The following is an 11,725-nucleotide window of genomic DNA, read 5'->3' on the forward strand; positions in this document are numbered from 1 at the left end:
TTCTTTGATGGATGAGAAAGAGTTAATCAATAGCGCTAAAAAAGGCGACCACCGATCGTTTGCTGTGCTATTCAGGAATCATTATCCCCTGCTGGTAAAATACCTGATGAAAATAACGATGAATCCTGATATCGCTGAGGAAATTGCACAAGCAACGATGGCTAAATGTGTAGAGAAAATTCATTTATTCAATGGGAAATCGAAATTCTCGTCATGGCTGATCAGCATAGCGACGAATTTGTTTATTGATCAGCAGCGGAAAAAGAAGCGTGAGCGGGAATGGAACGAGGGGGAAGCAGCATCGCGCAAGCTGCAGTGGCATATAGAATCGAATAATGAAGAATGGACAGATGCGCTGGCTGCACTATCCAGGCTGACAGATGAAATGCGCATCCCTCTAATCCTTAAGCATTATTATGGTTATTCGTACGATGAGATTGGCGAAATCCTGAATATCGCCGCAGGTACTGTAAAGTCTAGAGTCCACCATGGGCTTTTAGCTGTTAGAAGGGAGCTGAAAGTAGATGAAAAACCAAAAGGGCACCTCGTCAAGCGTTGAAAATAATGATACGGAATTTTTTGATACCATCAGCGCCATCAATAATGGATTGGACAAACTGGACTCCATGGACACTTATATTCCGGATGAAAAATGGTTCGAGCAACTGGCCCTGAATCAACAGGAAATCCAGAAAAAGAAATATCGCCGCGAATTGGCGTTGTTCATATTGAGCGCCATGCTAATTTTAAGCGGAGTGATCTTCACCATGCTGGAATTGCCGACATTGTTCTACATGCTCCAGGCAGTGACGCTCGTGATTACAGTGGTCTATAGTTATAAAGGAGTGCAAAAGCAGGTGGATAGCAGATGAACGAGGAATTATCACCTGGCTTGCTCGCCTTGGTTGTATTGATTCTATTGGCGCAGAGCATCTTTCTTTTTATAAATGCCCGGAAACATGGGCATAACTATTGGCTTTGGGGAATTCTTGGATTAATTCAGGCACCGATGCCGCTGCTTTTTTATTTGCTGTTTGCGCGAAAAATTTGGCGCAGATGGACATAAAAGAATGAAAATGATGAAAAATAGTGAAAAGTTAGAATTGACATTGTCACTGGTAAGATGATAACCTTACAAAGGAATGGAAAAAATAACTAAAAGGAGGGTTACCGATATGAACATTGTAGCAATTGTAAAATACGCTCAACTTAATAAACGTAACCCATCCTTCTGCTATAATTGATTTTATAATCAAGTTGCTTTGGGACTGCAAAGGCATGGGTTGCGCATCTGCGTGACGTATGCCTTTTTCTGTCTTTATCGATTGATTCAGGACATATCGCATGCCGCGGTATGTCCTTTTTCATGTAAAGAAGATTTCCATTCCAAAAAATAACGAGGAGGAACGAAAATGAGCAAATTAAATGTGAAGAAACTAGTAAATAAGGAATATCTGGAAAGTGGGTAGTCAGATTTTTTAACGAGATAGATGTTGAATATTATTCCCGGAAATGTCCAGCTCAGCGCCTAGCCCCTCGATCGCTTCGGTCCGCCCAGCGAAGTCAAAAACCGACTTCACCGGTCGGCCCTCCAGCGCTTGTCGGGGCTGACCAAGGCGCTTGCGCTTTTCGGGTAAGGAGTGATTATTGATGTTATCGGTTTTATCAAAGTTAAGCTGGTTTTTTAAAGAAAACTGGAAGAGATATAGTGTCGCGATTTCCTTGCTGATCTTTGTCGGCATACTTGATGTGCTGCCGCCTAAAATCGTAGGGATGGCGATTGATGCAATCCAGCTTGGTTCCATGAGCCAGGCATTAATCTTAAAGTATATAGGCGGCCTCATGCTGATTACGGTGGTCTCTTATTTCATCACTTATATATGGATGTATCAGTTATTTGGTGGGGCGTTCCTGATTGAACGAAAGCTCAGGACTCGGTTTATGAAGCATTTGCTGAAAATGACACCAACGTTTTTTGAAAAGAACCGTACAGGTGACTTGATGGCAAGGGCTACGAATGATCTGAAGGCGATATCCATCACCGCAGGTTTCGGGGTGCTGACCCTTGTCGACTCAAGCATCTTCATGCTGACAATCCTGTTCACGATGGGGTTTTTCATCAGCTGGGAGCTGACACTGGTTTCCATCATCCCGCTGCCAATCATGGCTTATCTAATTAATATTTACGGCAAAAGGATCCACTCCAAATTCACTTCTGCCCAGGATGCGTTCGGCGAGCTGAATGACCGGGTGCTTGAATCGGTTTCAGGAGTCAGAGTCATCAGGGCTTATGTCCAGGAAAAAGCGGACGAAGCAAGATTCCATGAGTTGACTGAAGATGTTTACCGAAAAAATGTTGAAGTCGCAAAAATTGACTCTTTATTTGAACCAACGATTAAAATCCTGGTTGGTATGAGTTATCTAATTGGATTAGGATACGGAGCCTTTCTTGTTTTTCAGCAAAAGCTGACCTTGGGAGAGCTTGTCAGCTTTAATGTGTATCTCGGAATGCTGATCTGGCCGATGTTCGCGATCGGGGAACTGATCAATGTCATGCAGCGAGGCAATGCGTCTCTTGACCGCCTGAATGAAACACTATCCTACAAGGAGGATGTTGCCGATCCAGTCAAACCGGTGGAAGGCAATGACCCGGAATATCTACAGATGTCCGAGTTCACGTTCAAATATCCTTCCTCCAATGTGAATAATCTCGACCAGGTTAAGCTGCATTTAAACCGTGGTGAGACGCTGGGAATAGTGGGCAAGACGGGAAGCGGCAAGACGACGTTGATTAAACAGCTGCTGAGGGAATATCCAGAAGGCGAAGGCAACCTCCTTGTATCAGGAGTGCCAATCCAGGAGCATAGCCTGAGACAAACGAGGGGCTGGATGGGTTATGTTCCGCAAGAAAACATCCTGTTCTCGCGTTCGGTCAAGGAAAATATCATGTTCGGAAATCCAATGGCTTCCGAAGAAGATTTACAGGAGATCATTGACCTGGCTGCTTTCCGCAAGGATTTGGAGATGCTGCCTGAGGGGCTTGAGACACTTGTCGGTGAAAAAGGGGTCGCCCTTTCCGGCGGCCAGAAGCAGCGTATTTCGATTGCAAGGGCTTTGATCAAGGACCCGGAAATCCTGATCCTTGATGATTCGCTTTCAGCAGTCGACGCAAAAACGGAAAAGAAAATCATTGATAATATCCGCAGAGAGCGAAATGCGAAAACAACCATCATTACCACTCACAGAATGTCTGCAGTGGAGCATGCTGACCACATCGTTGTGCTGGAGGATGGAAAAATAATCGAAGAAGGTAAGCACAACGAATTGATGGCTGCTCAAGGCTGGTATTATGAACAATATATCAAGCAGCAGGCAGCAGCAGTCGAAGAGGAGGTGCACTCCATATGAGTACAGGAAAAAGACTGTTTAAATACGCGTTAAATTATAAGAAGATCATCCTGATTGCTCTTGCGATGCTGACGGTCGCTGTTGTCGCTGATCTTGCAGGGCCGTTCATCGCCAAGCGGATGATTGATAATCACATTTTAGGGATCGAATCGGTTTGGCATAAAACCGAAGCAGGCGAAGATGCCGTTGAATACAATGGCAGTTTTTACACGAAGGAAAGCGGAGCAGGCAATTCTGATACTGCAAGGATTTTTCAGGTCGGAAGGAATTTTGTTTTTGTGGATGCGGAAGTCGAGTTCGATGGAGGCAGGAGCTACGAGGATGGTGTGCTAACCATCAGCAAAGGAGCAAAAGCTGCGCAATATGAAGCAGAGATATTGTCGGGCGATGATTTGATGAGTTTTTACAAGCCGGAAATCCCAGAAATTATTAAGCTGCTATCGTTTTATTTCGGCTTGCTTGTCATTGCCTCAATCTTCCAATATGGGCAGAGATTTTATTTGCAGAAGTCAGCCAACAGGATCATCCAAAAGCTGAGGGAGGATGTTTTCAGACAAATCCAGCGGCTGCCGATCCAGTATTTTGACAATCTGCCGGCAGGGAAGGTCGTTGCCAGGATTACGAATGATACGGAGGCAATCCGTGAATTGTATGTCACCGTCCTGTCCACGTTCTTTACAAGCTTCATCTATATTACAGGCATCTATATTGCCTTGTTCATCCTGAATGCGAAGCTTGCAGCGATTTGTCTGCTGCTATTGCCGATCCTGTTTGTATGGGCAAAGCTATATCGTAAATACGCATCAAAATATAATCATGTGATTCGCTCGCGGGTGAGTGACATTAACGGGATGATCAATGAATCCATTCAGGGCATGAGCATCATCCAGGCTTTTAGCCGTGAAAAAGAAACGCAGCAGGAATTCGAAACGTTGAACAAGGAGCATTTTACTTATCAAAATAAATTGTTAAGTTTAAACTCCTCCACCTCACATAATCTTGTGGGAGTATTAAGGAATATCGTCTTCGTGGCATTCATCTGGTACTTTGGCGGTGAGTCCCTGCAGCCGTCATCCGCGATTTCACTCGGGATGCTTTATGCGTTCGTTGATTATATCAACCGTTTGTTCAATCCTGTCCAGGGGATCGTCAACCAGCTGGCTAATCTTGAGCAGGCACTGGTCGCCGGAGAGCGGGTGTTCGATCTGATGGATGAGGAAGGAATCGATGTAAGTGACCAAGAGATTCCCCGCTATAAAGGAAATGTTCTTTTTGACCATGTATCCTTCGGTTATAAAGAAGGAGAATATGTGCTGAAGGATCTTTGCTTTGAGGCAAAGCAGGGTGAAACGGTAGCACTCGTTGGCCATACGGGCTCTGGCAAAAGCTCAATCATGAACCTATTGTTCAGGTTCTATGACCCGCAGGAAGGGAAGATTAAGATCGACGGAATGGATATTGCAGAAATGCCTAGGCAGACACTGCGTAATCACATGGGCATCGTCCTCCAGGATCCGTTCTTATTCACTGGCACAATAGCCTCAAACGTCAGTCTTGATCACCCAGGCATCACGAGGGAAACCGTTGAAAAAGCGCTGGCAAGCGTCGGAGCAGACAGAGTCCTGAAAAATCTTGAAAAAGGGTACGATGAGCCGGTGATCGAAAAAGGCAGTACGCTATCAAGCGGGCAGAGACAGCTGATTTCTTTTGCCAGAGCATTGGCCTTCAATCCCGCCATCCTGATACTTGATGAAGCGACATCAAGTATTGATACAGAAACCGAAGCAATAATCCAGGAAGCAATGGATGTCCTAAAAGAAGGCAGGACGACGTTTATCATTGCCCACCGATTGTCGACGATCCGCAATGCAGACCAGATACTTGTTCTGGATAGAGGTAGGATTGTCGAAAAAGGAAGCCATGAGCAGCTGATGGAACTGAAAGGGAAATACTTTCAAATGTATCAGCTGCAGCTTGGCAATAAAGTTAAGGCAGGTTAAAGGATTCCGCGCCCAATATTGTTTGGGTGCGGATTTTTTATGTTTATTTTTCCAATTCATGGTTGAAGGTGCAATTATCATTTCTAATGGTGCAATTATCTCAATTCAAGGTGCAATTATCAGCTATGTTGGTGCGATTATTATCTTTCACGGTGCAAATACTCTCTTCATTAGTGCAATTAACGTCTTTCTTCTCTTATGTGAAATAAACGTCTTTCTTCCTGCAATCATCAAATTTCCAAGTGTATCTCCTGATTATTGCTGTAAATGAACGATAAATTTTGTAGCTAGTCAAAGTCTCTTCGTAATAAAACCTAAATTGCAAAGGGACTATGAGAAACATCACTTCGTTTTTTGTTTTTGTCACAGAATGTTACGAAACCCCCCCGTTGTCTTTAGGCTTCCTGTGGTAATTTAATAATAAACACATATAAATCAGGAGGTTGTCAAGATGGCGGAGTTCGCGGTAACATTAAGCATCGCAAGCATCATGATCCTGGGCTATTATATAGGCTATGCAATTTATAAGGCATAATCTGGAGCGGAAATAGACATAATGAAAAGCGGAAGCGGCAATCATGGCTGCTTCCGCTTTTTTCGTTCGCCTAAGTACAATTTTCTGTCATTTCTTTTTTAAAACAGGTATCCTATAGGCGAAAATGTTTTAAATGTTTTGATAAGTTAATAATTAGATTGAGGAGGGATCGTGTTGTCAGAATATCGGGTTGAAAGAGATACGATAGGTGAAATCAAGGTGCCAGCAGATAAATACTGGGGTGCGCAAACACAGCGGAGCAAGCAAAATTTCAAAATTGGTACTGAAAAAATGCCGATTGATGTGATTTATGCTTTTGCGGAAGTCAAGAAAGCTGCAGCCAATGTGAATGCTGCCTCCGGAAAGCTGTCAGAATCAAAAGCGAAAGCAATCGAGAAAGCTTGCGATGAAATCCTTTCAGGGGAATTCGATACACATTTTCCGTTAGTCGTATGGCAGACGGGAAGCGGTACTCAATCCAATATGAACGTTAACGAAGTGGTCGCAAGAAGGGCGAGTGAACTGCTGGCAGATCAAGGTTCAGATGAAAAAGTCCATCCAAACGATGATGTGAACATGTCACAGAGCTCGAACGATACATTCCCGACCGCGATGCATATCGCCGCTGTAAAAAAAGTAACAGGGGAGGTACTGCCTGCACTGGAGCTTTTTAAAGAGACATTGAAGAAAAAAGAGCAAGAATTCAATGACATCATTAAAATTGGCAGGACACATCTCCAGGATGCGACTCCATTGACGTTAGGACAGGAGATTAGCGGCTGGAAAGCGATGCTTGAGAAAAATGAACAGATGATTATGGATGGGCTGAAATACGTAAGGGACCTGGCAATCGGCGGAACTGCAGTAGGTACAGGGATTAATGCAGCGAAAGATTTTGGGGACCAGGTAGCGAAGCAGCTTGCCGCACAAACAGGCGAGACATTCCATTCCGCTCCAAATAAGTTCCATGCGCTGACTTCTCATGACGAAATCGTGTTCCTTCATGGAGCGTTCAAAGGACTTGCGGCTGACTTGATGAAAATAGCCAATGATGTTCGCTGGCTCGCAAGCGGTCCAAGAAGTGGAATAGGGGAACTCTCCATTCCGGCAAATGAACCAGGAAGTTCGATCATGCCCGGAAAGGTCAATCCAACCCAAAGTGAAGCATTGACAATGGTGGCAACCCAGGTTTTTGGAAATGACGCGACTATCGGATTTGCAGCAAGCCAGGGGAATTTTGAATTGAATGTTTATAAACCGGTCATCATTTATAACTTCCTGCAGAGCGCAAGGCTTTTGGCAGACGGAATGAGATCTTTCAACGACAACTGTGCAGAAGGTATTGAAGCGAACCTTGACGTGATCTCAGGCCATGTAGAGCGATCATTAATGCTTGTAACTTCTTTGAATCCACACATTGGATATGAAAAAGCAGCAGAAATTGCCAAGCTCGCTTTCAAACAAAACACAACCTTGAAAGAAGCGGCGATTAAAACGGGGTATTTAACATCGGAGCAGTATGACGAATGGGTCAAGCCAGAAAAGATGATTTAACGAATTGAAGATTAACCATAATTAATCTGTGCTTGAAACTAAAGACAAATTAAAAGGCCCCCTGGTGTAAGGGGGCCTAAGCCAGTCTATTTAATTATTGTTAATTAGCGTGCAGAACCGCCAAGTTGTTGCTCTGCCATTTGTACAAGACGCTTAGTGATTTCTCCACCAACTGAACCGTTAGCACGAGAAGTAGTTTCGCCACCAAGTTGTACACCAAATTCAGTTGCGATTTCGTACTTCATTTGATCAAGAGCTTGTTGAACACCAGGAACTAATAATTGATTAGAGTTGTTGCTACTAGCCATTAATATTTCCTCCTTTGTGTTTTTCATTGTTGTATTTGGGTTAGTATTGGAATTGAACCAATCATGGCTTTTTGCCATGCCGCCTGGTTTAACCCGCGATCCGAATTTGGCTGGGCTAGCCGGATTTGCACCGGCGCGCGTATTAGCTGCCTTCTAAGGCTTAACCCAATGACTTTATTCCGTTGTTGTTGCTGCGTTGTTTTCTGTTGCTGTTTTATTAATAACTAGTATGTTTTGTTTTGAAAAGTTTATGCGCTAATGGATTAAGGTAATTAATTCCAGAAAGATACTTCTACATAACCATCTCTATTCAACGCAAACTAACAATAACAGGAAAGCAGGAAGGATGAAGAAAATGGGGATGTGCCCGATTTGCAATGGCTTCAAGACCATCATTCCAGAGTGTCCAAACTGTAGCGGCAGCATGGAGAACAATGGACGGGAAGCGGATTTTTATGATGATTATAGTCCTTATATGCCAATCGACCAAATGAAACTCGAAGATGGATATCCGCATGATTTTGCAGAAGGGAAATGCCCGCATTTGTTCAAATGTACAAATTGCGGTTCAAGCCAGGTATATTTAATTAAGGAATAAGGCTCCACATTGCATGAAACTGAAAAAAGCAACCGCATTGGCGGTTGCTTTTTTGATCGTCCGTTATTAAGGACGGATTCTCTTTTCAGTTTCAGCATCAAAGAAGTGAACTTTATTCATATCGAATGCCAGTTCAATTACTTGGCCTGGAGTTACATCAGAGCGGGAATCCACACGTGCAACAAAGTCTTGGCCCTCGAATTGAGAGTAGATCATCGTTTCAGCACCAGTTAATTCGGAAACTTCAACAGTTGCTTTAATTGTTGCACCTTGAGAAGCATCAATGAATACAGGCTCATCATGAAGGTCTTCAGGTCTTACACCAAGGATGATTTCCTTGCCTACATAGCCTTGTGCACGAAGGACTTTCATTTTACCTTCAGGAATAGCGATTGAAGAGTTGTTGATTGTAAATTTGCCTTCTTCAAGCTTTCCAGAGAAGAAGTTCATAGAAGGAGATCCGATAAAACCGCCAACGAAGACGTTTTCAGGGTTTTCGTAAACTTCTTTTGGAGCTCCAACCTGCTGGATGATTCCGTCTTTCATGACGACAAGGCGTGTTGCCATTGTCATTGCTTCAGTCTGATCGTGTGTAACATAAATAGTTGTCGTATCCAGGCGGCGGTGAAGCTTTGCGATTTCTGCACGCATCTGTACACGAAGCTTTGCATCAAGGTTTGATAAAGGTTCGTCCATCAAGAATACTTTTGCGTCACGGACGATTGCACGTCCCAAAGCAACACGCTGGCGCTGACCGCCTGAAAGTGCTTTTGGCTTACGATCCAAGTAAGGCTCAAGACCAAGGATTTTCGCTGCTTCTTTAACGCGGCGGTCGATTTCGTCTTTGGCGAACTTGCGAAGCTTCAATCCGAATGCCATGTTATCGTAAACTGTCATGTGCGGATAGAGTGCATAGTTCTGGAAAACCATTGCGATGTCGCGGTCCTTAGGAGGAACGTCGTTCACGCGCTTTCCATCAATATAGAAATCACCTTTTGAGATTTCCTCAAGACCAGCGATCATACGTAGAGTCGTAGATTTACCGCAGCCGGATGGACCAACGAATACGATGAATTCTTTGTCCTGGATGTGAAGATTGAAATCTTCAACTGCAGTTACTTTGTTATCATAAATTTTATAAATGTGATCTAATTTTAACTCGGCCATTTTTTTAAGCCTCCCTGATTGTTTGTCTACAAAAACAGTTTAGCTGATATGCTTCGAATTAATCATCGGCAGGATGCACAAAAAAATGTAAGCCCTTTTATGCAATTTGTTTATTGGTTTTTTAAGGCAGGTGTATTAGCGGATCTCTTCATGTAGACTTGCCAGGTAAACAACAACTGCTGCATCAAGATCCTTTAAGTTAATGCCGGTCTTTTCCATGAACTTGTCCAATCGGTATTGAAGAGTATTTCGGTGGACATAGAGTTTTTTGGCCGAAAGTGAAGCGTTTGAATTGTTTTCAAGAAATACTTTGATGGTTGTCATCAACTCTTTATCCTCACTAAATGCCTGGAGTATGGAAGCCTTCATAATTTCCTTAAGGTGATCAGGCAAATTCGATGCCAACAGCATTGGAAAAGCTTTTTCAAACGTATAGACAACGTCCCGCGTCGTATGTTGGGTTAATTCCGCGAAGACCTGTTTTTCTTGTTCGAAAAAGTGAGGGAGTTGGGAAGAAACTTTCTGGAATTTGCCAATATAGAAGGAGATTTTTACATAAAAATCGCTCTCCAAAGTGGAGGCGATAGAAAAGAGTTCTTCCGCATTTTCTGATACTTCCTTTTTTTCTTCTATAATGATTCCGTAAGAATCCTTGACCCAAATAATGGTGTGTTCAGGGAAAAAACCATTTAAAGCTTCATGGATTTCCGAATTTTCCATAGCGTTTGCCTGCAGCTGGAATTGTATGAAACGGACTTCATCGATTTCTGCAGCAGGTATTTCACCATCTTCGAAAAGGAATTGCTTCCAGAAAAGCGCACCGCCTTTTAGCTGGATATGACCTTCATCTTCGACAAGATGAAACAGGTTTTTCAGTAAATCAAGCTGGCTATCAGAAATTTTATTTTTGGGGATACCAATCCATAGAGGAATGTTATCACTGTTTTTAAACCAATAATAATCAGGTGATGGATTTGCAGGGTGATTTTCATACGTGACAGAATCAGGGAAATAAGATAATATTTTATTAATCATATAAGTATCCTCAGATTTAATTTGATAAAAGCTGACATATTCTTTATTATAACAGGTGTAGCTTTTAAATGTTAATTCATGCGAAGAGCTATCATTGGTAGAAAAAAGGAAAAAACGTTGGTATAATAGATACAATACGGGGTACCGTAAGAGAGAGGTGTAGGAAATGGAATACACAACAGAAATGAAAAATCGCCTGAAGCGATTGGAGGGCCAAGTACGCGGGGTCATCCGTATGATGGAAGAAGAAAATCATTGCAAGGACGTTGTCACTCAATTATCAGCTGTCCGTTCAGCGGTAGACCGTGCAATTGGTTTCATCGTTGCCAAGAACCTTGAATCTTGCATTACTGAAGCAGCTCAGGAAGGCAAAGATGCCGACGAAGCGATTAAAGAAGCAGTGAATATGATTGTAAAAAGCAGATAAGACACCAGCATCCTTTTAGGATGTGGTGTCTTTTTTTTGGTAACCCTTTTTCTTACAAACCTTTAATTAGAAGTCTCCTCGAGAAGAGCCTTCTGTTCATTCGTTTGGTGGGTCTTCCGGATAAAAGTCACGACTTTCTTCAATATTTGGTGAGCTGTCCAATCGATGTACCGTACCGCCGGCCATGCCCTCGTTGATCATCCGGTCAACATCGAGATAAACCTCGTCCCGTCCTTCATTTTGCAGGTCCTCAGCAAATTTCTTGCTTCGAATTTTCTTCATGGTATCCTCCTCCATCGTTTTTACGTTTAGAGTTCCGGAAAACCAGAAAAATCATACACATCACTTGTCATATACATGAAAGAGCATCAACTCGTGGATTTGTTCTTTTAAATGTAGCTCGTCGGATGGCTGTTCAGATGTCCACTGAATATCTCCATTTTGATGATAGATACCCGTATACTTCTGCTTATTGTAATAAAAAGAAAAATGCCAGCCAGGCATATCTTTATTTTCAAATAATGACTTGAATTGGAAATGAGTAATCAAGTTGATATCCCCCTGTGAAAAAGACTTTTTCATTATTATATCGTATTCAAGCAATTTAATGGAAAGATGCGATGCCATTATTCGTAAGAAATAGATGTAGTTGGAGGCCATGAATAAAAAGAAGCCACCCCAAAAGGTGCGGCC

13 protein-coding genes are annotated in these 11,725 nt (G+C 42.8%); 8 read left to right on the forward strand and 5 right to left on the reverse strand.

The genetic code is table 11. The features are described from left to right. Positions 1-7: 7 nt before the first annotated feature. The 6 genes from sigY (at position 8) to fumC (ending at position 7,497) form a co-directional block, all read left to right on the forward strand. Complete coding sequence (sigY, locus tag AB5I83_RS13705) at positions 8-559, forward strand: RNA polymerase sigma factor SigY (RefSeq protein ID WP_448976041.1); 552 nt, start codon at positions 8-10, stop codon at positions 557-559. Continuing rightward, on the forward strand, positions 525-872 hold the full coding sequence (locus AB5I83_RS13710; RefSeq protein WP_448976042.1) for a YxlC family protein: 348 nt from the start codon (positions 525-527) through the stop codon (positions 870-872). The genes sigY and AB5I83_RS13710 overlap by 35 nt, the downstream gene beginning before the upstream one ends. Next, a complete protein-coding gene (locus tag AB5I83_RS13715) occupies positions 869-1,066 on the forward strand; it encodes a sigma-Y antisigma factor component (protein ID WP_448976043.1) in 198 nt (65 codons plus the stop codon). The genes AB5I83_RS13710 and AB5I83_RS13715 overlap by 4 nt, the downstream gene beginning before the upstream one ends. 584 nt (positions 1,067-1,650) lie before the next feature. Next, entirely contained in the window at positions 1,651-3,408 is a 1,758-nt protein-coding gene (locus AB5I83_RS13720; RefSeq protein WP_448976044.1) for an ABC transporter ATP-binding protein, read from the forward strand. Continuing rightward, positions 3,405-5,408, forward strand: a complete 2,004-nt coding sequence (locus AB5I83_RS13725; RefSeq protein ID WP_448976045.1) for an ABC transporter ATP-binding protein — start codon at positions 3,405-3,407, stop codon at positions 5,406-5,408. Before AB5I83_RS13720 ends, AB5I83_RS13725 begins: the two co-directional genes overlap by 4 nt. Positions 5,409-6,117: 709 nt before the next feature. Further along, positions 6,118-7,497: a class II fumarate hydratase gene (fumC, locus tag AB5I83_RS13730; RefSeq protein WP_448976046.1), complete on the forward strand. Its 1,380-nt coding sequence runs from the start codon at positions 6,118-6,120 to the stop codon at positions 7,495-7,497. A gap of 104 nt (positions 7,498-7,601) precedes the next feature. On the opposite strand, the gene AB5I83_RS13735 is transcribed toward fumC, so the two are convergent. After that, the gene (locus AB5I83_RS13735; protein ID WP_023615428.1) at positions 7,602-7,805 is read right to left on the reverse strand and encodes an alpha/beta-type small acid-soluble spore protein; all 204 of its coding nucleotides are present in this window, start codon (positions 7,803-7,805) and stop codon (positions 7,602-7,604) included. 346 nt (positions 7,806-8,151) lie between these two features. Between AB5I83_RS13735 and AB5I83_RS13740 the strand changes: the two genes are divergently transcribed. Continuing rightward, on the forward strand, positions 8,152-8,403 hold the full coding sequence (locus AB5I83_RS13740) for a hypothetical protein (protein WP_226087105.1): 252 nt from the start codon (positions 8,152-8,154) through the stop codon (positions 8,401-8,403). A gap of 66 nt (positions 8,404-8,469) precedes the next feature. Here AB5I83_RS13740 and AB5I83_RS13745 read toward each other — a convergent pair whose 3' ends face one another. Both AB5I83_RS13745 and AB5I83_RS13750 read right to left on the reverse strand, forming a co-directional pair. Then, positions 8,470-9,570 (reverse strand): ABC transporter ATP-binding protein, encoded by a 1,101-nt coding sequence (locus AB5I83_RS13745; RefSeq protein ID WP_448976047.1) that lies wholly within the window; start codon positions 9,568-9,570, stop codon positions 8,470-8,472. A 135-nt stretch (positions 9,571-9,705) separates the two neighbouring features. Continuing rightward, positions 9,706-10,605: a PucR family transcriptional regulator gene (locus AB5I83_RS13750; protein ID WP_448976048.1), complete on the reverse strand. Its 900-nt coding sequence runs from the start codon at positions 10,603-10,605 to the stop codon at positions 9,706-9,708. A 166-nt stretch (positions 10,606-10,771) separates the two neighbouring features. Here AB5I83_RS13750 and AB5I83_RS13755 point away from each other — a divergent pair, with 166 nt between their 5' ends. After that, positions 10,772-11,032 (forward strand): metal-sensitive transcriptional regulator, encoded by a 261-nt coding sequence (locus AB5I83_RS13755; protein WP_041966706.1) that lies wholly within the window; start codon positions 10,772-10,774, stop codon positions 11,030-11,032. A gap of 96 nt (positions 11,033-11,128) precedes the next feature. Here AB5I83_RS13755 and AB5I83_RS13760 read toward each other — a convergent pair whose 3' ends face one another. Next, positions 11,129-11,314 (reverse strand): hypothetical protein, encoded by a 186-nt coding sequence (locus AB5I83_RS13760; protein ID WP_448976049.1) that lies wholly within the window; start codon positions 11,312-11,314, stop codon positions 11,129-11,131. A 60-nt stretch (positions 11,315-11,374) separates the two neighbouring features. Then, on the reverse strand, positions 11,375-11,581 hold the full coding sequence (locus tag AB5I83_RS13765; RefSeq protein WP_226087107.1) for a YheE family protein: 207 nt from the start codon (positions 11,579-11,581) through the stop codon (positions 11,375-11,377). Positions 11,582-11,725: the final 144 nt, after the last annotated feature.

It is taken from the genome of Mesobacillus sp. LC4, from assembly GCF_053543455.1.

Coding starts and splice junctions, on each gene's coding strand:
- sigY (WP_448976041.1), top strand. CDS start 8: ATGGATGAGAAAGAGTTAATCAATAGCGCTAAAAAAGGCGACCACCGA.
- AB5I83_RS13710 (WP_448976042.1), top strand. CDS start 525: ATGAAAAACCAAAAGGGCACCTCGTCAAGCGTTGAAAATAATGATACG.
- AB5I83_RS13715 (WP_448976043.1), top strand. CDS start 869: ATGAACGAGGAATTATCACCTGGCTTGCTCGCCTTGGTTGTATTGATT.
- AB5I83_RS13720 (WP_448976044.1), top strand. CDS start 1,651: ATGTTATCGGTTTTATCAAAGTTAAGCTGGTTTTTTAAAGAAAACTGG.
- AB5I83_RS13725 (WP_448976045.1), top strand. CDS start 3,405: ATGAGTACAGGAAAAAGACTGTTTAAATACGCGTTAAATTATAAGAAG.
- AB5I83_RS13735 (WP_023615428.1), bottom strand. CDS start 7,805: ATGGCTAGTAGCAACAACTCTAATCAATTATTAGTTCCTGGTGTTCAA.
- AB5I83_RS13740 (WP_226087105.1), top strand. CDS start 8,152: ATGAAGAAAATGGGGATGTGCCCGATTTGCAATGGCTTCAAGACCATC.
- AB5I83_RS13745 (WP_448976047.1), bottom strand. CDS start 9,570: ATGGCCGAGTTAAAATTAGATCACATTTATAAAATTTATGATAACAAA.
- AB5I83_RS13750 (WP_448976048.1), bottom strand. CDS start 10,605: ATGATTAATAAAATATTATCTTATTTCCCTGATTCTGTCACGTATGAA.
- AB5I83_RS13755 (WP_041966706.1), top strand. CDS start 10,772: ATGGAATACACAACAGAAATGAAAAATCGCCTGAAGCGATTGGAGGGC.
- AB5I83_RS13760 (WP_448976049.1), bottom strand. CDS start 11,314: ATGAAGAAAATTCGAAGCAAGAAATTTGCTGAGGACCTGCAAAATGAA.